Origin of the sequence: Sphaerospermopsis sp. FACHB-1094 (assembly GCF_014696195.1) — a bacterium.
GTDB lineage: Bacteria > Cyanobacteriota > Cyanobacteriia > Cyanobacteriales > Nostocaceae > Sphaerospermopsis > Sphaerospermopsis kisseleviana.
On sequence record NZ_JACJPT010000092.1, the window covers coordinates 1 to 20389 of the forward strand.

Here is a 20389-nt window from a genome sequence, read left to right on the forward strand (position 1 = left end):
TTTCAAGAGATGGCAAAGAAATTTTCAAATCTTCTCCTGACTCCTGACTCCTGACTCCTGACTCCTATGCCCTCACGGAAAGACTTTCTCAGCAACCCCTAAATTAATTTCTTTCTTCCTTTGCGCGAAACCTGAATCAAGATGTAGTTCATTTACCTGAAAATAGCTGTAAGTTCGGGTGATTATTTATGATTACCGCATCTGTGCAACAACTAGTAAACTCCTTATGGGTGGGTATGGGTTGTCAAAAAGGAATTTCTTCCGAGTTAATTGATATAGCAATTGAGAGAACTTTTCAAACATATCAGCTTGCTTATACCGATCTTGCGGGTATTGCCAGCATTGATATTAAAGCTTCAGAATTGGGTGTAAGAGAATTTTGCCGAATACATAATTTACCTCTCAAAACCTTCACCGCAGAAGTCTTAGCTGGTGTCAGTGTTCCCAACCCTGGGAAAATAATTACAGAAACAGTAGGAACACCGAGTGTAGCAGAAGCAGCAGCTATTTTAGCAGCATCTCATAATACTTCAGCAGTGAGTTTATTAGTTCCCAAGCAAATTTTCCGTTTACCAGGGGAAGTGGGAGCAGTGACTATAGCAGTTGCAGGATGTAGAGTGTAGAGTAAAAATTAACTTTTTTGCTGACTTTGTATTACTGTCACCTGTCACCTGTCACCTGCCTGTCACCTAAATGTCTTCTGCCTTCTTCAATCTACTACTCTCAGTACATAATTAATAATACTGGAAACAATTGCCAGTACAATAGAGCCGAGAAAAGCAGGTATAAAACCCTGAATTTCAAAACCTGAACCGGGAGTGATAGCACTTGCTAACCACAGAGTTAAAGCATTGATGACAAAGGTAAATAAACCAAAAGTAATCAGGGTAATGGGAAATGCTAACAAACTCAAAATTGGGCGAATGATGGCATTTACCAACCCGATGATAATAGCAGCACCCAAGGCCGCTACAAAAGTCTTGATAATGAAACCTGGTACAATTTGAGATGTTACCAATAATGCTAACGCTGTACCCAGCCAAGTTAATAAAAAGTGTTTCATTTCATCCAATTTTGGATTTTAGATTTTAGATTTTGGATTTTGGATTTTGGATTTTAGATTGATTCTACAGTTGATATCCTCAAACTCAATGCAGCTATTGTGAATTTTTAATTTTTTCAACGTTGCTTGGGTAGTCGCCGCACGAAAGCTTCCCAAGTAGCTGCACCAACCACGCCATCTGGTTGTAACCCATAACGAACTTGAGCAGCTTTGACTGCTGCTTCAGTTCCAGCACCAAAGTCTCCATCTATACCACCTTTGAAAAATCCCAAGGTTTGTAGTAGTCTTTGTAATTTGGTTACTTCCGAGCCTGTGTTGCCTAAACGCAAAATAGGCCATCCGGCTGTAGTATATTGAATCTTAGGATTTCGCTGATTGGGCGGAGTCGGCTGAAAGCTGGTGTTAGGCTTATTTTGGGCAGTTGTCGTTGGTTTGGGAGGATTCGGTTTTGGTACAACTGTGGCGTTATTAACCCTAGTGTTTCTATTGGGTTGAGCAGGAACTCTCAAATTATTACTCAAATTATTACTGGTGGTTGTTGGGACAACAGATGGCAAGGTATTGGCAGCAACGGTTGATACATTAGGGAAAAGTCTTTGCCAAGTAAGAGTATCTACAATACCATCTGGATTTAAGCCCGCTGCTTGTTTAAACCGAGAAACAGCCCTAGCTGTACCTTCTTGATAAACGCCATCTACTGCACCTGTATAAAAGCCTAACAGTGTCAGTGCTGCTTGCAGTTCTGAGACTCGTTCACCTTGACTACCTATTTGCAAAGTAGGGCGGTTGATGTTACCTACTGTACTGACTTGGGCAATTTCTACAGGTGCTGCTATTGATACTCTAGCAGAGGAGGCAAACAGTAAAGGTGTAACGGAAAATAAAAGTAAGTAATAAGACTGTTTTTGTCTTGAGTAGTGGTAAATACTCTTTATCAAGTGATATTTCATATCATCTACCTGGGATATTCTTATGCTCATCTTACAGTTTTTGATAGCAGGAGTCAGGAGTCAGTAGGAGAATTAAAGACATTTTTTCATTTCTGTCCGCCCAGAAAAGTGTAAGGTTTTTGACTGATGACTGTTAACTGATAACTGATTTAATTGCTTCTTCTTGACCAACTAAAGACACAAAAGGTTCCTGTAAATAACTATTAGCTGCTGTCATTGCTAACTTAGGACTGACTTTGTTGATGAGTTCAGGAAATTCATGGTCAAATTCTATTCCTAAACCTAGAATTTCATACCAACCGTATATTTGAGCAATTTGTCCGTTAGTTTGTTTACCGAGGGCATACTGTCCCAAGATTTTATTTTTAGCTGTTTGTAGTTCCTCCGCAGATAGTTCTGTATTACACAGTCTTTCTACTTCTTGGCGCAATCCTGCGAGAGCTATACTGGTATTTTCTGGTGCTGTCCCCATATACACTATAAATGAGGCGGGAAACAGGCGTGTAGAGTAAATAGCAGAGACTTCATAGGCTAAACCTCTTTTTTCTCGTAATTCCACAAATAAGCGGCTAGAAAGCCCATTTCCCAGGTATGTAGCTAACAATTTGAGAGCGGGGTATCCAGGGGCGCTGACTGATGGACCCATATAACCCAACATCACAATTGACTGTTGTGTATTTAAAGGTTTGAGACAAGATTTTGGTGTAACAGAAATAGCGGGTAAATCTAGTATATGCCGTGGTTGCTCTGGTGGTTGCCAATCACCAAAAACTTTTGTGACTAATTCTTGTGCTGCTTCTGGTGTAATGCGTCCAGCAATACTAATTACTATGTTATCTGGACGAAAATGAACTTGGTGAAATTCTGCTAAGTCTGAACTATTGATACTACTAAGAGTGGTTTCTGTACCTAAAACCGACCGAGAATAAGGGTGTTCTTGGTACATTGCTTGTCGCATTTGTTCAAAAGCGAGGTTAAAAGGTTGCTCTTTTTGGGAGCGAATGTCTTGCAGTGCTAACCGTTTTTCTAGTTCGATTTGATTTTTGGGAAATGTGGGCGATCGCAATAACAAACCAGACAATGCTAAAATTTCTGCAAAATCAGCAGTTACTGTTTTCAACGACAGCAAAAAATAATCAGTACCTGCATCTATACTTAAACTCGCACCCACAGACTCGACTTTTTCAGCAATTTCTAAGCTAGATAAACCATCACAACCTTTTGTCATCACTGCTGATAACAAATGTGCTAAACCTGCGGTTTCTACTTTTTCATAACAGCTACCAGCACGGACAAAAATTCTCCCCGCAATAATATCCGCTGCTGGGTTTTCTGCTACCAATAAAACAATGCCATTTGGTAATACGGTGCGATAGATAGAAGTCTGAGAATTATTTATATTTTGCATTCTTGCTTTTAACAGGTTAATGATGGAAGGAGGCAGGAGGCAGAAGGCAGGAGGCAAGAGTCAGGAGTCAGGAGTCAGGAAGCAGGAGGTAGGGGAAGCAGGGGAAGCAGGGAAAGCTAATAACCCAGTCACCAGTCCCCAGTCACCAGTCACCAGTCCCCAGTCACCAGTCACCAGTCACCAGTCACCAGTCACCAGTCACCAGTCACCAGTCCCCAGTCACTAATATGGCTTGAGAATAGTAACTGCGTAATTTTGCGGTGAAAGATAATTTTGTGCTAATTTTTGCAGTTCTTGAGTATCAAAGGACTGAATTTGCTGTGGGTAGGTAACGGCTAGTTCAGCTTGGGCTATTGTATTATAGTAACCATAAAGAGATGTTAACTGATTTGGTGTTTCCGTTGCAAAGGCATAATCATTACAAAGTGATATTTGCGTGCGCTTCAGTTCTTGCTCGCTAATACCTGTTGTTTGCAAATGGTGTAAATGCTCCTGAATTAAATTCTCTACTCTATCCAGATATTCTGGTTCTAACCAAGCGGTAATTGTCAATAAACTTGACTCTTGTTGTAGGGAAAAATTACTGCAAATTGCTTGTACCAGTTGTTTGTCTTCTCGTAAGTCATGCACTAACCGGGAAGTTCTTCCTTGTGCTAATATTACTGATAGCAAATCTAAACCATTTGCATCTTTGAGTTGTTCTACTCCTGGTGCTACCCAAGCCATCATTAACCGCGCTTGCTCTAGGCGTGGTAATATTAACTCCTGTTTTTGAATGCCTGTAATTATTGGTGGTGCTATTTTCTCAGATACAGGAAAATTTGCGTCATCACTAAATTCTGTAAATGTTCTATTGACAATTTCCCAAGCTCTTTCCTGTTCCACTCCCCCTACAACTACTACTGTCATGTTTTCTGGTTGGTAGTGGGAACGATGAAAACACCGCATCGCTTCTGGTGAATGCTGCATTAAATCATGCTCAGTACCTAATATAGAACGTCCATAAGGGTGGTTTTGATAGACGTTTTTCAGTAGTGCTTCAAATCCTATGGCATCAGGATCATCTGCACAAGCACGAATTTCTTCTAATACTACATCTCGTTCCCGAATAAATTCATCTGCGGAAATTGCTGCATTTAGCAATAGTTCGCCTAATTGGGGTAAGGTGTCTGCTAGGTAAGGGGTAGCTGTAGCTAGGTAGTAATGTGCATAATCATGGCTCGTTGCTGCATTACTTACACCACCCATTTTTTCAATGTTATAATCAAATTCCCCTGGTGCTAAGGTGGCTGTACCTTTAAATATCATGTGTTCCAAAAAGTGCGCCATGCCAAACCACGGTTCTGGTTCTAAGTTTGCTCCCGCACGCACCCAAACATCTGCCACTACTACAGGGGTAGCGGGTATCTCCTGATGAATAAATGTCAAACCGTTGTCTAGGCGCAAAACCGAGGCTGGAAACACTGTGTTAGGTATTTTGTTAAGTATGTAGTTTGTCAATTTTTTGTAGGTTCAATCACTATTTGACCTATTTTGGCCATTTTAACTCTAAATTTTATTTGTTTTTGTATCAAGGTATACAGATTTTTTTTGCTGTTAGCTAAATTGCAGACGGTGATTGGTGATTGGTGATTGGTGATTGGTGATTGGGAACGGGAGTTATTAATTTTGACTTTTGACTTTTGACTTTTGACTTTTGACTTGATACCTCCCCATTTCCCCCGACGTTCTTTAATTTAAATCGCGGTTTTTCATGCGTTCAGGACTACCTGTAGGGATAGCAGCAATTAATTTTTGTGTATATTCTTCTTTTGGTTGACGATAAATACTTTCTGCTGTACCTGATTCAACTATTTTACCTTGATTCATGACTAAAATGCGATCGCTCATAAATTTGACCACACTTAAATCATGGGAAATAAAAATATAAGTCAATTGAAATTCTTGTTGCAGTTCTTTTAACAAGTTCAAAACTTGCGCTTGTACGGAAACATCCAAAGCGGAAACTGATTCATCGCAAATAATAAACTTGGGATTTAAAGCTAAAGAACGAGCAATACAAATGCGTTGACGTTGACCACCAGAAAATTGATGGGGGTAGCGTTTCATATCATCAGCACTTAATCCCACTCTTTCTAAAAGTTCTGCTGCTCTTGCTTTTCTTTGTTGTTTGGTTTCTCCCACAGAATGAATTAATAAAGGTTCCATAATCGCTTCCCCAATTTTCATTCTTGGGTCAAGAGAACTAAAGGGATTTTGAAACACTATTTGCATTTTACGTCTTAATTTCTGTAGCCTTTCTCCTTGGAGATAAGTGATATTTTGCCCATCAAAAATAATTTTACCAGCCATTGGTTGAATCAATCTTAATAAGGTTCTACCTAAAGTAGTTTTACCACAACCTGATTCTCCTACCAATCCCAAAGTTTCTCCTGGATAAACTGCAAAGGAAACGCCATTTACCGCTAAATGATAACGTTTTGTGCCTCCAAAAACTCCCCGAATCGGAAACCCAACTTTCAGATTATCAATTTGTAAAAGTGGTTTTTGTGTGATGAGATTTTCTAATCTTGTGTTAATTTCTTCTTTAGTAACTTCTGGTGGTTGTGCTGGCTCTTTGGCTTGAATTATAACTTGACCGTTGGCATTTTCCTCAACAATCATGTAATCAGAAACAGTCAACAATTTTTGAGGACGACAGTTAAGAGTCGGACGACAAGCGACTAAACCTTTAGTATATGGATGTTGAGGATAAGTAAATATTTGTGCTGCTGAACCATATTCAACAATTTTACCTTTATACATTACTGCAACTTGATCAGCAATTTCAGAAATTAAGCCCAAATCATGACTAATAAAAATCATCCCCATGTCGCGGCTTTGTTGTAATTCTCGCATCAAATCAATAATTGTTGCTTGTACAGTTACATCTAAAGCTGTAGTCGGTTCATCAGCAATTAACAGTGATGGATTACAAGAAATTGCCATTGCAATCATTACCCTTTGTAACTGACCTCCAGAAAGTTCATGAGGGAAACGTTCTAACATTGCTGCTTTATGTTCCTTCACTAATTGCGCTAACTGAAAATCACTGTGTAGAGGTGTTTTTGGGTGAGTTAAATGCCAATTATCAAGATATTGCTGTTGTATTTTCTCATCACTAGGTAAAAGTTTAACTTCTTGTAAACCTGCGATCGCAATTCTTTTGGCTTCAGTTATACTAACTTTTTGATGTCGCATAATTGCTTCTGTTAGCTGAAAACCAATGTTATAAACTGGGTTTAAAGAACTCATGGGTTCTTGGAAAATCATCGCCATATCTCCACCCCGGTAAAGCTGCATTTCTTCAGCAGGTAAAGCTAATAAATCCAGAGGTTTAGCATTTTCCTGGGGACGAAACAAAATCTCTCCCCCACTCACCTTACCGGGATATTGCAACAAACCCATAATTGCCAGTGCTGTCACCGATTTACCACTTCCAGACTCTCCCACTATTCCTAGAGTCTCACCACGACGTAAATTAAAGCTGATATCATCCACAGCTTTCATCTGACTACCATCACCGGAAAATTCAACTTGTAGATTGCGAACCTCTAGAAAAGTCTCTCTCATAAGTCTGGGTTAGTAATTAATGAGGGAATAGGGAACAGAGTATAAAAGACTATTTTATATCAAGTCCGTTGAAATAGTGATCATATCTGTGAGGTTTGGTAATGGGTAATGGGTAATGGGTAATGGGTAATGGGTAATGGGTAATGGGTAATGGGTAATATTATTCCCAATCACCAATCACCAATCACCAATCACCAATCACCAATCACCAATCACCAATCACCTATAACTTAGGTAAAATATCTGGAATCAAATTACCGGGAACTTTAGATAAAGCCAAATTTTGACCTTGGATACCTAACTCATTATGAAAAGTGCGAATTATTTTGACTATATGGTTGAAAGTTGTGTGATAACCTTCTGTGTTTTTTACCAATCTGCCCAAAGCTTGTACATGATTATCTAAAGATGCTTCTAAATGCTGAGAAATAATTTTTTTATCACCCTTGAAAGATGGATCTGTAACTAATTGATAATGGGCTAAAGCCAAGTTATTCTGTGTTGCCAAAACATCAAAACTGAAATTAATCTGATTTAGAGAATTAGCCAGTGTGAGAGTTTCTTCATAAGTCTTGATGCACAATTGTAGGAAATTTTGGCGAATGTCCTTAGTTACTTGTGGTAAATTTGCTATATGCCAATAAGCAGTAGCCAGATTATTCTTGGTAGCAGCACAAGCAGCAGGAATATTATTTGGTGTCCGATATTTCAAAGCTTCCCGGTAAAAATCAACTGCTAATTGTAAATTTTCCAATGGTGTTTCATATTGAGATAAATTCCAATAAGCAGTACCGATGTTATTTTGAATCATACCATATTTAATTGGTTCATCTTCAGGTTGATAGTGAGCAAGTGCGAAATTATAAGCTGCGATCGCTTTTTTGAGATGTTCCACAGGATCACTATATTGTCCTAAATGCCAGTATGCAGTCCCCAAGTTATTTTGGCAAGCAGCATATTTTAAAGGATCAATTTCTTCGGTGCGGTAGCGCAGTGCTTCATTGTAAGCTTTAACTGCTTCCTGCCAATTTTCCACCGGGTTAGAAAACCTTGTTAAATCACCATAAGCTGTGGCTAAATTATTTTGTACACGGGCATAAATTTCCGGTTGACTATCAGGTGTAATCAGTTTGATGGCTAACTGATAAAATTCTATTCCCTGCTGGATATAAGTTTTTGCTTCTTCACTACTTCCTGGTGTGCGGTGCAACATCCAATATAGTGTTCCCAAATCATTTAAAGTATCTGGAAGTTGGGGTGAAGTATCATCATAGCTAACAGCTTCCTGATAGGCAATAATAGCTACCATCAAGTTTTCTAAACTTGACTGTCCCTGTTCAATACGTAACCGATATAACGTTCCTAATTTGTGATAAGCTACTGCGAGTTCTTCCCCAGAAGCTTGCTGAATTTTTAATTTTTCAATTTCCCAAAGTAGTTGTTTTGGTTGTAAGTTTTCCTCTACATCTTCAGCAAGATTCGGATTTAGTGATTCTTTGAATAGTGAAATCAATTCACCACTAATATGCAAGAAAGATGAAAGCTCAGGTATAATATCTTCCTTGGTAGATGTTGTCGATGATGGCTGTGATTCATATTCTAGACTTACAGAAGTATCTTCAAAAAAATCATCATCTTCAGTAAAATTAAATTCTTCAATAGCCTTGTTAATCTCCTCTTGTGAGGTGATTGATTTATCAACAACTGATTTTTCTAGATTGCCTAAATCAACACTTCGCAAACTAGAGAAATTTTCTGGATAACTGCGATTTTCTAACGTTGGTGTTGGTTCTCCAGTAAATATAAATACACCAGTTCGACATTGCCAAAATTTCGGTGCTGATTGCTGAATAGCATACAACCAAGGACGAGGAACCCAAAACAATAAACTAGATTCTAAAAATGAACTGGTTTCTTGGTTAGCAAAATACTGTTCACTTAATCGAAGATAGTGCAGAAACAAACGCTGTACCGCTACTGATTGTTTCGTCAGCAGTTCCACACCTACAATCTGAAATGCTGGTATTGGTAAAGGACGGCCAGGACTGTCTTTTGATTCCCCAACCACAGGAGGGGGATAATTAGCTAACCATTGATTTATCTGCGCTATGGGATTGGGATCATTTAAATTAAGTCGCAATGTGACTAATCGTGGATAAGCTGGAGTGCTAATTCCCTCTGTCTCTACTGGGTGATATAACACTTGCCCGACTGGATAAGCCAAGGTAGAATGCAACCGAGTAGCTACTTGATTTCTCAAGTGTAAGTCATCACATACGGCAAAAAATATTTGTCGTCGCAAACCTATACTCAGAGCAAATTTTAGGCGTTGATATACTTGCCGATTCAAGGTAAAAATATCTGTAGTTAAAGTTTCATTCACGCTCATAGTGGCTACAACAGCCTAAATACAATATACATAACTGATTGAAAAATCTCCTTAATTCTGATTTCAGGTAAATGTATTTTTTTCAGGATGAATCAAGTTTTCCAGGTTTAATCACAATAGACGTATATATTTATACTTAACTTCTCTTTGATCTTAGCAAAAAATAAAAAAAATCAGGTTACTCCTGAGATGGAAACCTGAAAATCTGAAAACATTAAATTTTATTAAATTATTTTGCTTTTGTTTTTAGTTGACATTGGACACGGTAAAGGCGACAAAAATTAAACCACCTACCAAAAGAGCAGCAGCAATTCCTAAAATAATATAATTGCGCTTTTGTCCATCCGTAGGTGGTTCTGCTTGATAAACCTTGGGTTCTTGGGCAAAATTATTGAGAAGACCGCCTTCTTCGTTGGTATAGGGCATGAAGTTGTTCCTTGTTATCTTCTTTTATTTAATGTGCATTCATTATATAGCAACTAGATTTGATTTGTAATAACTGTAAAATAGGAAATAGATATATCCCCAACTTATGAAAAAAGCTGAAGATATAGATATTAAGCTTTTTAAAGTTCAGTTACTTCTCCAGAGCCAAAAGTTGATACAAAGTTTTACAAATTGCTATAAAAATTAACACAACTATCCCTAAATCTGGATAATTGATTAGCAGCTATTGTGACTCACATTCCCGTTTCGTAATAAAATGCCGATAACGAAACATCGCTTCTAACTGCAATTGAATTAACCAACCACTGACAAATTCCACTCCATCACCACCAGGCATAGAATAAGAAATATTATCAGTTAATCTAGTCTTTCCATCTTCTGCTGTAAACTCATGACGATGCACCCAAGACTCAAAAGGTCCCGATATTTGTACATCAGTAAACAACCGATATTGTTCAAAATCTGTATGACGCGCTAACCAAGTTAAAGGTAAAAGTCCAATAAATAATTTAAACTCAGTTATTGCACCCTCATCAAGTCCCCCTTCTCGACGCAATACCTGTACAGGTTGCCAAGGTGGGGTAAGTAGCTGTAAAATATCTTGTCTTTCATGGAATTTCCAAACTACTTCGACAGGTGCGTTAATAATAGAAGAATGAGTAAAGTACAGCATGAAACGAAAAACCTTCACTTTAACCTTTAATTAGGGTTTGCTGAATAAACCTAAAACCTTGATATATCAAAGGTTAGAGGCTGATAAACACAGAAATTAGTGCAAGGGTTTTGAAGGGTATACCGGAAAAAGTGTGCATTTTTTGGGATTTCAAGAGATGGCAAAGAAATTTTCAAATCTCCTCCTGACTCCTGACTCCTGACTCCTGACTCCTATGCCCTCACGGAAAGACTTTCTCAGCAAACCCTAATTAACCTTCATATTCGGTGTCTATTTCAATATCCAGTGTATCTTCATCAATTCTGATATACAAAATATTGGGACGACAACAAACTTGACAATCTTCTACATAATTTTGCAGCATTCCTGCACTAATATCAATAAAAGTTGTGTTTTCTTCACCACAATAAGCACAATAAAATTCTGATGTATTTTGCATTTTTTTCAATGTGTAATTTTCAGTCTTTATTTAACTGGGGAAGCAGAACGAAAATGACTCGTTGCTTCATGTAAATGTTTTATTAGTGTAGACTGTGGTAAAGGTCCTTGCAAGTGATTCCAAGGTAAAATTTTCTCTGTTGACCAATGACTATAAACGTAAAAATCTAAATCGGGAATTTTCCCTTTTAACTCTTTAAAAGCACGTTTATAACTTCCCAAAGAATCACCAAAACCACGAGTTAATTCTAACAGATGGGAAAGTCTGCGATCGCCTCTCGATAACAAAGTTTGTATAATTGACCAATTATAACTTTCGGGACGAAAATCTATACCTTGGGGTTTTAGCTGTTTTTGTAAAAATTGTAACCGCTTTTCAGATTGTTTATTTACCCCAAACCACTGAAAAGGAGTGTGTGACTTAGGTACAAAAGTGCTACACCCTAGAGTTAACCGCAAACCAAAAGCAGCTTTTTTAACAGCTTTCATCATTGCTACCGTAGCATCTAAATCTTCCGATTCTTCCCCCGGAATACCCACCATCCCATATAATTTTAAACTAGATAAACCCCCAGCTTTCGCATTGACAGCAGCTTGGATAATTTCCTCATTATCTAATTTTTTATTAATAATTTGACGTAAATTTTCCGAACCACTTTCTACAGCAATAGTCAAAGAACGAGTATCACGTTTTGCTAAAGTTGCAGCTAACTTTTCTGTAACCGTATTCGTTCTTACTGAAGCAACACTCAAACGCACATCATCATATTTTGGTTGACTTATATAATCTAATAACTCAGAAAATTCAGGATGTTGTGTCACCGAAGCACCCAATAAACCCAGACGGTTAGTAACTTTTAAACCTTGTTCAATAGCAGGAATTAAAGATTTTTCTAAACTCGCAGTTCTAAAAGGTAAAGTTAAATAACTCGCTAAACAAAAGCGGCACATTTCAGGACAACTCCGCACCACTTCCACCATAAAAATATTTTCCCAAGCTGCTTTTTCAGTAACAACAGTAGAAGCAGAAAGGGTATTTCCTCGATAAGTTTGCTTTTGAATAACTGCGGGAATATGACTATCAAGAGGATGAATAGATTTTATTTCTCCATCATCACTAGCATATTCAACATCATATAAACTAGGAATATAAATTCCCGGAACTTGCGCTAACCTGTTTAATTTAACTTTCCGTGTTGCGTTTCTAACTTCTTGATAAGCATCAATAAAACTACTTAATAAAATTTCCCCATCACCCAACAAAACCACATCAAAAAAATCGGCAAAAGGTTCAGGGTTAGCAGTCAAAACCGGACCACCACCAAAAACGAGAGGATGATTTTCGGTTCTATTGCTTGCACGCAGAGGAATATTTAAAGATTCCAAAAGATTAAAAATATTCACATAATCTAATTCCCAAGACATAGAAAAACCCAAAATTTCTGGATGTCTAGGAAGTTGTTCTTGAATATCAGTAAATAAACGACTCACCTGTAAATCATCACGCATCGCTAAAGTTGCCCAAACCACCTGATAACCAAGACTGGTTATACCCACAGTGTACTCATTGGGGAAAGCGAAAATTAAAGGAATAGCGTCATTTTTAGGGGTTGCTGGGGTAAATAAAAGCTTTTCCGAGTCAAATACAGATGATGTCACAGGTCTTTATAAAAAGTAATCTATATATAATTATAAACCAAATTAGCAAAAAATAGTAGATTCAGCGGCAATCTGCAAAATTAATATTTCATCTGCGTTTATCTGCGTTCATCTGCGTTAAATCTTCCTGAAAATACATCTTCAAATTACATCTTCAAATTACATCTTCAACGAGTGCAAGGGTTTATCAAAACTAAACCCTTACAGAACAAATACTATCTATATTTAATTTTCAACCAGAGAATAATAAGATTTAAAAATAAAGTTATCCCATTAGCCATAATAATCGGTACAGCACCCAGAATCATCCCATAAACCAACCACAAAAACAACCCAGTCATAAAAGTAATCAGCATCACAAAAGAGACATCCTTAGCTGATTTTGTTTTCCAGGTTTGGAACATTTGCGGTAAAAACGCAATAGTGGTTAATGTCCCTGCTGCTAATCCCAATGTGTTAATAAAATCCATTTTCTTGAATCGTTAAAATTAAGATATTATCATATAATATAGCAGTTTACAAACGGTCAGGATGCCCATCCCACAAGGGACAAGATAGGATAATTTATTTTTTCTGCTTCTGTTTTTTCAGATAAGCTGTTACACAGCTAAATTGTATAATCCTAATATTCTGAACTCTTGTTTAACAGGCAAGATGCCTGTTCCACTTATACAAATTAAATGCACAACAGCTTATTCTTTAGCCCCAGCAACGCTGCCAACTCATCTGCCAATAATTCACAAATTATAGTCTTGATCATGGGTGGATAATCTTAGAGGATGTTTGAAAATTTGTATTATCTATTCAAAGCAGATGATGATTGTGAATATTAGACATCTCCAGAAAAAAAATTATGGAACCTATTTATGGGGGCAGTCGAAGTTTATGGGATATCTAGATGTCTGATTTTTCCGTTAAATTATCGCCCATAAGCTTCGCCCCTACAACTTATGACAAATTAATACATTCTATTTTGGAGAGGTCTATTGGCATAGCCAATTAGAGTATAACGAGTAATCAATAGTAAAAACAAAACTCTATAAGGTCTAAAAACCTCATAGAGTAGCATTTATAAAGAAGTGGGCAGTACCAGACTCGAACTGATGACATCCTGCTTGTAAGGCAGGCGCTCTACCAACTGAGCTAACCGCCCGTGTTTTCCTGACTTAATTAATATAGCACAGGCTTTTTAAATTTTGCAAGGGGTTGGGAAAAAATTTTTTTTGGGGAATAGGACTTAGGCAAGATTCAACTCAAAACCTGATTCTTGCGTGGGGGTAATTCATGAATTACCCCTACTGATCTTCTCCAGAGACTATCAATGAAGATCAGAAGTCGGGGATCTGGGTATAGGGATCTGGGTATACTGAAGTTTGACTTTTGACTTTTGACTTTTGACTTTTAAAATATGCCTTCTGGACAAACACACGATCGCATTACTATTTGGTCTGTACCTGTGGTAGCAGGTATCACTTTAATTTCCACTCGCAGCAGTAGTGTGACGTTGTTGGTTGCTGGTGGGTTTATGTTTGGTGGTTTGATGTTTGGTCCTGACTTGGATATTTATTCTCGTCAGTTTCAACGCTGGGGGTTTTTGCGTTGGATATGGCTACCTTATCAAAAAAGTCTGCGTCATCGGTCTTTTTTATCCCACGGTCCAATTATTGGTACTACTTTGCGGGTGGTGTATCTAACCACATTTTTAGCAGTTGTAGCGATTTTGGTTTTGGTGATTTTCGCTAAATTGGGTAATGTGGCTTTGAATTGGGGGGAAGTTTGGAAAAGTGTGGGACGGACTATATCAATATATTATGGAGAATTTTTCGCTTTGTTTTTGGGGTGTGAACTTGGTGCTATGAGTCATTCTCTGAGTGATTGGACGGGTTCAGCTTATAAAAGGTTTCAAAAACAAGGTGTACAGGGATTGCTACCCAGTGGCAAAATAAAGAAGCGTAAAGTTAATAGTCGTGGTAAACGTAGTTCTCAACCCAGAACTAACAAAAGCCGCACTAAGTCTTAACGAAGGCAGGAGGCAGGAGTCAGGAGGGTTTAAGCTGATTACTAATAGCTGAATACTTACCCGCAGAATACATAAAAAGCACAAAATTCTAACTTATTATGGCAGAAAATCACAATCAAACTTTAGCAGCGTTACAAGAATTAATTGATATAGTGGCAAAATTGCGATCGCCCGATGGTGGTTGTCCTTGGGACTTAGCACAAACGCCGGAAAGCCTGACACCGTATATCATTGAAGAAGCTTATGAGGTGGTAGACGCGATTCAAACAGGTGATAAAAAGGCGATCGCCGAAGAATTAGGAGATTTATTATTACAGGTAATTTTACAAGCACAAATAGCTAGTGAACATGGTGATTTTACTTTAAAAGAAATTGCCGAAGGTATTTCTCAAAAATTAATTCGTCGTCATCCTCATGTATTTGGTGATGTCACAGTAGAAAATGTAGAAGAAGTACGTCAAAATTGGGAAACTATCAAAGCTGCGGAAAAAGGAGAAACCTTAGAAAAGCAAAAATTGAGTGATAAATTAGATCGTTATCGTCGCAGTCTTCCCCCATTAAATGCAGCCATGAAAATTTCTGAAAAAGCTGCTGCTGTAGGGTTTGAGTGGAACAATATCGAGGAAGTTTGGGATAAATTTCACGAAGAATTAGGGGAATTTCAACAAGCATTAGCTGAGGAAACCCCGGAAAGACAAGAATCAGAATTAGGTGATTTATTATTCGCAATTATTCAATTAGCCAGATGGCATAAACTTGATCCGAGTGCAGGTTTACAAGGTACAAGTTTACGATTTATTCAAAGATTGCAAAAAATGGAAGATGTCATAGATCGTCCTTTAACAGATTATAGTTTAGCAGAATTGGATGCACTCTGGCAACAGGCAAAAGCTAAACTAGCTAAAGAATAGGGACTGGGGATTGGGGATTGGGGAAAAAGTGTATTTTTAGATTAAAGTTAGTTAAATAAGCTGTTGTGCATTTAATTTGTATAAGTGGAACAGGCATCTTGCCTGTTAAATAAGAGTTCAGAATATTAGGATTATACAATTTAGCTGTGTAACAGCTTATCAGCCAAAATCTATATTATTTCCTATTATTTTGTTAGGAATTATTTTTGTATATTTATTATTCCCTATGGGTTATTCCCTATTGCTGATTATCTTGTCAACGTCGAGAAATTATAGAATTTCTCACTAAAAGCCTATAATAGAAATATATGTAATATTGACACATTTTCAAAGAAAATAGAAATGAATCAAGAGTTTGACTAAATTTCCCTTAAAAAAAGCTAAAAACAAACATAAAAACAAACATTATAACCCCGGTTTTAATTGGGTGCATAACATGAATTTTCATCGGTATAGCAAAAAATCTCAAGCTAAAGAATCTAACTCTACAGAATCCCCAAAAGAGCAAGATAAACAAAACAATTTATTCCCAATTGTCGGTATTGGAGCTTCTGCGGGGGGATTAGAAGCATTTACACAATTATTGAGTCATTTACCCACAGATACGGGTATGGGATTTGTGCTAGTTCAGCATTTGAACCCCCAACAAAAAAGTATGTTAACAGAAATTCTGTCCCGCACAACTCAAATACCTGTAACTGAAGTACAAGAGGGAATGACTGTAGAACCGAATCATATTTATGTGATTCCCCCTGGTGCGACAATGACCATTAATCAAGGGGTATTAAAACTTCAACCCCGTGAAAAAACATATCAACAACCCATGACAGTGGATAGTTTCTTTTTTTCCTTAGCAGAATATTTAAAAAACAAAGCCATTGGAGTTATCTTGTCAGGGGGTGATGGAGATGGAACAAGGGGGTTAGAAAGAATCAAGGCAGAAGGTGGTATTACTTTTGCTCAGTGTGAGGAATCAGCAAAAGTTAGCACTATGCCGAATACGGCGGTAGCTTCAGGTTATGTAGACTTTATCCTTACTCCTCAACAAATTGCTGAGAAACTGGCCAACCTTAGCAGTCATCCCTATATCAAGCACTCAACAGCAGTGACACAGACTGAAGTTGTCCCAGAAGAAAAAGATGGACTGTTAAAGATTTTCCAGATTTTAAGGACAGCGACAGGTGTTGACTTTTCCTATTACAAGCAGAATACCCTAAAGCGACGGATTCAGCGCCGGATGATGTTATATAGACTGGATAATTTAGAAGATTACCTGCATTATCTTCAGGATAAACCGGCAGAAATTACCGCCTTATATTACGATGTTTTAATTACTGTTACCTGTTTTTTTCGGGATGCAGAAGCTTTTGAAGCTTTAAAAACTAAAATATTTCCCACTATTATTAACAAGCGCAAAACCGATGATCCTATTAGGATTTGGGTAGCTGGATGTTCAACAGGTGAAGAAGCCTATTCTATTGCAATTTGCTTACTAGAATTTTTAACAAACAAGGGAATTAATATCCCTATTCAAATTTTTGCGACCGATATTAATGAAGTAGCCATAGAAAAAGCCAGAGCCGGCATTTATAAACCTAACCAGGTAGGGAATATTTCCCCAGAAAGATTACAACGTTTTTTTGTACAGGTAGAAGGTGGCTATCAAATTAATAAAGCAGTGAGAGAACTGTGTGTTTTTGCTAGACAAAACTTAATTAATGATCCGCCATTTTCCCGACTGGATTTAATCACTTGTCGGAATGTGCTGATTTATTTGGGTGCTGCTGTACAGAAAAAGGTCGTGCCAATTTTTCATTATGGTCTTAAACCTACAGGTTTTTTGATGTTAGGAACTTCGGAAACAGTGGGCGAATTTACGGATTTGTTTACTGTGGTAGATAAAAAGTACAAGATTTATGCTCGCAAAATTGCAGCTACCCGATTAGCTATTGATTTAATGGCTCGTAACTATCCAGTAGAAACCGCTAAATTACAAATGATAGAAAATGAAGGTTTTGGAAATGATGTGGAAATCCAAAAAGAAGCAGATAGAATTGTGTTAAATCAATTCTCACCGGTGGGTGTAATTATCAACGATAATTTTGATATTTTGCAATTTCGAGGACAGACGAGTCCCTATTTACAACCAGCACCGGGTAAACCCAGTTTTAATTTACTAAAAATGGCCAGAGAAGAATTGCGGCTAGATTTACGTAGCAGTATTCATCAGGCTAAAAAACAAAAAATGCCAGTTACACAGGAAGGGATACAAGTTAAGGCAGAAAATCAACTTAGGCTGGTGAAAATTAATGTTGTTCCCTTTCAATCTGCTGGATCAGACGAAGAATTCTTTTTAATTTTATTTGAGGATACACCCACTCCAGTTAGCTCTATATCGCCAATAAGTAGTAATATTCAATCTGAGCCGCAGCAAGCAAATAGTTATGAGCAAGAAATTTTTATTCTGCAACAGGAATTAAAATCTACTAAAGATTATTTGCAATCAATTATTGAGGAACAACAAGCCAGTAATCAAGATTTGCGAGCAGCTAATGAGGAAATTCTCTCTAGTAATGAAGAGTTGCAAAGTACCAATGAAGAATTAGAAACAGCTAAGGAAGAAATTCAGGCGACTAATGAAGAATTGAATACTATTAATGATGAATTGCAACGGCGCAATGTAGAATCAAATCAGGTGAGTAATGATTTACAAAATCTGCTCAGTAGTATTCAGATTGCCATTCTCATGTTAGGTGGTGATTTACAGATTCGCCGCTTTACTCCCGCAGCCGGAGCAGTATTTAACTTAATTCCTTCAGATGTGGGACGACCATTAAGTGATATTAAACATAAATTAAATATTTCTGATTTAGAAGCACAAATTTTAGAGGTAATTAGTACCCTGAATTTGAAAAGTTTGGAAGTGCAGGATCAAGATGGTCGTTGGTATGATTTACGGATTAGACCCTATCGGACAATAGATAATAAAATTGATGGTGCTGTAGTAATTTTGGTGGATATTGATGCCATCAAACGGACTGCGGAACAGTTGAGAGCATCCCGTGATTATGCAGAAGCAATAGTAGATACAGTGCGCCAATCTTTAGTGGTGCTGGATATGAATTTACGGGTAGTTAGTGGCAATAAATTTTTCTATGACACATTCCAGGTAGTGCGAGAAGAAACAGAAAATCGCCTGATTTATGAAATTGGTAATGGCCAGTGGAATATTCCCCAGTTGCGATCGCTCTTAGAACATATTCTCCCCGGACAGACCCATTTTGAAAATGTGGAAGTTAAGCATAATTTTGAGCAAATTGGACACAAAATCATGCGCCTCAATGCTCGAAAAATGCCGCAAATAGATAATGATCCTTTAATTCTCCTGGCAATTGAAGATATTACCCAACAGAAACATTTAGAAGCAGAACGGACTCAACTCTTAGAACAAGAACAGTCAGCGAGAACAGCAGCAGAAGCAGCTAACCGAGCTAAGGATGATTTTTTATCCATTCTCTCCCATGAATTACGAAATCCCCTTAATTCTCTGTTGGGGTGGACGCAGTTACTACGGAAACATCAGCTTGATGAAACGAAAACAGATCAGGCATTAGAAGCTATTGAACGGGCTGCCCACGCTCAAAACCTGCTAATTGGCGATTTATTAGATATTTCTCGCATTAGTTCCGGTAGACTGCATCTCAATAATCAGCCTGTTCAACTTGTACCTGTCATTTCCGCAGCCATAGAAGTTGTACGTTTGTCCGCAGAAGAGAAAAACATTCAAATTCAATCGCAACTAGATCCTACACCCAGAACCTTAATCGGAGATCCGACTCGCTTACAGCAGGTCATCTGGAATTTACTTTCTAATTCCATTAAATTTACCCCTGATAGCGGAATCATTGATATTACTCTCAATTACACTAATGATCAAGCGGAAATTCAAGTTAAAGATACTGGTTTAGGTATCAGTGCTGATTTTCTCCCTTATGTGTTTGACCGATTTCGTCAAGCTGATAGCACTACACGCAAATCAAATGCTGGCTTAGGACTGGGACTAGCAATAGTGCGCCATTTGGTAGAACTCCACGGTGGTACTGTAGAAGCAGCGAGTCCAGGTAAGGATCAAGGTGCTACTTTTACCGTCAGGCTACCTCTGCAAACTAACCAGGAAGAGAGTGATATAGCAGTTACTCCAGAACCAACCCTCCCTGCTGCACCTGCTGACCTTGTTTCCTACCCATCTTTAGCGGGTGTGCGGGTGCTGATAGTTGATGATGAACCAGACCTGCGTCAATTATTTAAAATCGTGCTGGAAGATTACGATGTTCAAGTAACAGAGGCTACATCTGCACAAGAGGCATTATCAATACTCAAAACTAATCCCGGTGGGTATGATGTCATCCTCTCTGATATTGGTTTACCAGAAGAAGATGGTTATGCACTGATACGTCAAATTAGGGCTTTGAGTGCCGAACAGGGAGGGAAAATTCCTGCTGCTGCACTGACTGGTTATACGGGAGAAGCAGAACAGGCAGAGTCTTTAGCCGCAGGTTTTGAATTGCATATTAATAAACCCGTTGAACCGGATCAATTGGTAAATGTGGTTGCTGTTTTGGCGAAAAGGTCGGTAAATAGGTGACTGGTGACTGGTGACTGGTGACTGGGGACTGGGGACTGGTGACTGGGGACTGGTGACTGGTGACTGGGGACTGGTGACTGGTGACTGGGGACTGGTGACTGGGGACTGGGGACTGGTGACTGGGGACTGGTGACTGGGGACTGGTGACTGGTGACTGGGGACTGGGGACTGGGG

18 protein-coding genes and 1 tRNA gene are annotated in these 20389 nt (G+C 38.2%); 5 read left to right on the forward strand and 14 right to left on the reverse strand.

Annotated elements, in window-relative coordinates:
* Window positions 1-188: 188 nt before the first annotated feature.
* Complete coding sequence (locus tag H6F47_RS20910) at window positions 189-623, forward strand: cobalamin biosynthesis protein (protein WP_096567051.1); 435 nt, start codon at window positions 189-191, stop codon at window positions 621-623.
* 86 nt (window positions 624-709) lie between these two features.
* Here the strand turns inward: H6F47_RS20910 and H6F47_RS20915 are convergent, their stop codons facing one another.
* The 3 genes from H6F47_RS20915 to H6F47_RS20925 form a co-directional block, all read right to left on the reverse strand.
* Window positions 710-1063 carry a phage holin family protein gene (locus H6F47_RS20915; protein WP_096567052.1) on the reverse strand — a complete coding sequence of 118 codons (354 nt, stop codon included), beginning with the start codon at window positions 1061-1063 and terminating at the stop codon, window positions 710-712.
* A gap of 116 nt (window positions 1064-1179) precedes the next feature.
* On the reverse strand, window positions 1180-2013 hold the full coding sequence (locus H6F47_RS20920; RefSeq protein ID WP_137668682.1) for a peptidoglycan-binding protein: 834 nt from the start codon (window positions 2011-2013) through the stop codon (window positions 1180-1182).
* A 133-nt stretch (window positions 2014-2146) separates the two neighbouring features.
* On the reverse strand, window positions 2147-3421 hold the full coding sequence (locus tag H6F47_RS20925) for a pitrilysin family protein (protein WP_096567057.1): 1275 nt from the start codon (window positions 3419-3421) through the stop codon (window positions 2147-2149).
* A 19-nt stretch (window positions 3422-3440) separates the two neighbouring features.
* On the opposite strand from H6F47_RS20925, the gene H6F47_RS20930 reads away from it, so the two are divergent.
* On the forward strand, window positions 3441-3647 hold the full coding sequence (locus H6F47_RS20930; protein WP_190650825.1) for a hypothetical protein: 207 nt from the start codon (window positions 3441-3443) through the stop codon (window positions 3645-3647).
* On the opposite strand, the gene H6F47_RS20935 is transcribed toward H6F47_RS20930, so the two are convergent.
* From H6F47_RS20935 to H6F47_RS20975, 10 genes are all read right to left on the reverse strand, one after another.
* A complete protein-coding gene (locus H6F47_RS20935; protein WP_190650836.1) occupies window positions 3644-4885 on the reverse strand; it encodes an insulinase family protein in 1242 nt (413 codons plus the stop codon). The genes H6F47_RS20930 and H6F47_RS20935 overlap by 4 nt on opposite strands.
* Before the next feature lie 267 nt (window positions 4886-5152).
* Entirely contained in the window at window positions 5153-7033 is a 1881-nt protein-coding gene (locus tag H6F47_RS20940; protein WP_190650828.1) for an ABC transporter ATP-binding protein, read from the reverse strand.
* Between the two features lie 54 nt (window positions 7034-7087).
* Window positions 7088-7210, reverse strand: coding sequence for a hypothetical protein (locus tag H6F47_RS28630; RefSeq protein ID WP_277877169.1), 123 nt, complete (start codon window positions 7208-7210; stop codon window positions 7088-7090).
* A 46-nt stretch (window positions 7211-7256) separates the two neighbouring features.
* Window positions 7257-9422, reverse strand: a complete 2166-nt coding sequence (locus tag H6F47_RS20945; RefSeq protein WP_190650830.1) for a tetratricopeptide repeat protein — start codon at window positions 9420-9422, stop codon at window positions 7257-7259.
* A gap of 246 nt (window positions 9423-9668) precedes the next feature.
* Window positions 9669-9848, reverse strand: coding sequence for a ssl1498 family light-harvesting-like protein (locus tag H6F47_RS20950; protein ID WP_137668679.1), 180 nt, complete (start codon window positions 9846-9848; stop codon window positions 9669-9671).
* 244 nt (window positions 9849-10092) lie between these two features.
* On the reverse strand, window positions 10093-10542 hold the full coding sequence (locus H6F47_RS20955; RefSeq protein ID WP_096567069.1) for an SRPBCC family protein: 450 nt from the start codon (window positions 10540-10542) through the stop codon (window positions 10093-10095).
* Between the two features lie 250 nt (window positions 10543-10792).
* Window positions 10793-10981 carry a CPXCG motif-containing cysteine-rich protein gene (locus H6F47_RS20960; RefSeq protein WP_137668780.1) on the reverse strand — a complete coding sequence of 63 codons (189 nt, stop codon included), beginning with the start codon at window positions 10979-10981 and terminating at the stop codon, window positions 10793-10795.
* 26 nt (window positions 10982-11007) lie between these two features.
* The gene (locus H6F47_RS20965; RefSeq protein WP_190650832.1) at window positions 11008-12639 is read right to left on the reverse strand and encodes a radical SAM protein; all 1632 of its coding nucleotides are present in this window, start codon (window positions 12637-12639) and stop codon (window positions 11008-11010) included.
* A gap of 215 nt (window positions 12640-12854) precedes the next feature.
* Window positions 12855-13109: a SemiSWEET transporter gene (locus H6F47_RS20970; RefSeq protein WP_096567075.1), complete on the reverse strand. Its 255-nt coding sequence runs from the start codon at window positions 13107-13109 to the stop codon at window positions 12855-12857.
* 610 nt (window positions 13110-13719) lie between these two features.
* A tRNA-Val gene (locus H6F47_RS20975) sits at window positions 13720-13792 on the reverse strand.
* 255 nt (window positions 13793-14047) lie between these two features.
* Between H6F47_RS20975 and H6F47_RS20980 the strand changes: the two genes are divergently transcribed.
* The 3 genes from H6F47_RS20980 (at window position 14048) to H6F47_RS20990 (ending at window position 20215) form a co-directional block, all read left to right on the forward strand.
* On the forward strand, window positions 14048-14659 hold the full coding sequence (locus H6F47_RS20980) for a metal-binding protein (RefSeq protein WP_190347096.1): 612 nt from the start codon (window positions 14048-14050) through the stop codon (window positions 14657-14659).
* A 98-nt stretch (window positions 14660-14757) separates the two neighbouring features.
* Window positions 14758-15570, forward strand: a complete 813-nt coding sequence (mazG, locus tag H6F47_RS20985; protein WP_190347095.1) for a nucleoside triphosphate pyrophosphohydrolase — start codon at window positions 14758-14760, stop codon at window positions 15568-15570.
* Window positions 15571-16006: 436 nt separating this feature from the next.
* On the forward strand, window positions 16007-20215 hold the full coding sequence (locus H6F47_RS20990; RefSeq protein WP_190650834.1) for a chemotaxis protein CheB: 4209 nt from the start codon (window positions 16007-16009) through the stop codon (window positions 20213-20215).
* Here the strand turns inward: H6F47_RS20990 and H6F47_RS20995 are convergent.
* Window positions 20142-20389, reverse strand: a 248-nt coding sequence (locus H6F47_RS20995) for a hypothetical protein (RefSeq protein WP_199291244.1), incomplete at its 5' end; no start/stop codon positions are given. The two genes, H6F47_RS20990 and H6F47_RS20995, sit on opposite strands and share 74 nt — an antisense overlap.

Excerpts from the sequence above, each read along its gene's own strand:
- H6F47_RS20920 (WP_137668682.1), bottom strand. The coding sequence starts at position 2,013 with ATGAAATATCACTTGATAAAGAGTATTTACCACTACTCAAGACAAAAA.
- H6F47_RS20925 (WP_096567057.1), bottom strand. The coding sequence starts at position 3,421 with ATGCAAAATATAAATAATTCTCAGACTTCTATCTATCGCACCGTATTA.
- H6F47_RS20910 (WP_096567051.1), top strand. The coding sequence starts at position 189 with ATGATTACCGCATCTGTGCAACAACTAGTAAACTCCTTATGGGTGGGT.
- H6F47_RS20990 (WP_190650834.1), top strand. The coding sequence starts at position 16,007 with ATGAATTTTCATCGGTATAGCAAAAAATCTCAAGCTAAAGAATCTAAC.
- H6F47_RS20945 (WP_190650830.1), bottom strand. The coding sequence starts at position 9,422 with ATGAGCGTGAATGAAACTTTAACTACAGATATTTTTACCTTGAATCGG.
- H6F47_RS20930 (WP_190650825.1), top strand. The coding sequence starts at position 3,441 with ATGATGGAAGGAGGCAGGAGGCAGAAGGCAGGAGGCAAGAGTCAGGAG.
- H6F47_RS20955 (WP_096567069.1), bottom strand. The coding sequence starts at position 10,542 with ATGCTGTACTTTACTCATTCTTCTATTATTAACGCACCTGTCGAAGTA.
- mazG (WP_190347095.1), top strand. The coding sequence starts at position 14,758 with ATGGCAGAAAATCACAATCAAACTTTAGCAGCGTTACAAGAATTAATT.
- H6F47_RS20940 (WP_190650828.1), bottom strand. The coding sequence starts at position 7,033 with ATGAGAGAGACTTTTCTAGAGGTTCGCAATCTACAAGTTGAATTTTCC.
- H6F47_RS20960 (WP_137668780.1), bottom strand. The coding sequence starts at position 10,981 with ATGCAAAATACATCAGAATTTTATTGTGCTTATTGTGGTGAAGAAAAC.
- H6F47_RS20950 (WP_137668679.1), bottom strand. The coding sequence starts at position 9,848 with ATGCCCTATACCAACGAAGAAGGCGGTCTTCTCAATAATTTTGCCCAA.
- H6F47_RS20915 (WP_096567052.1), bottom strand. The coding sequence starts at position 1,063 with ATGAAACACTTTTTATTAACTTGGCTGGGTACAGCGTTAGCATTATTG.
- H6F47_RS20970 (WP_096567075.1), bottom strand. The coding sequence starts at position 13,109 with ATGGATTTTATTAACACATTGGGATTAGCAGCAGGGACATTAACCACT.
- H6F47_RS20980 (WP_190347096.1), top strand. The coding sequence starts at position 14,048 with ATGCCTTCTGGACAAACACACGATCGCATTACTATTTGGTCTGTACCT.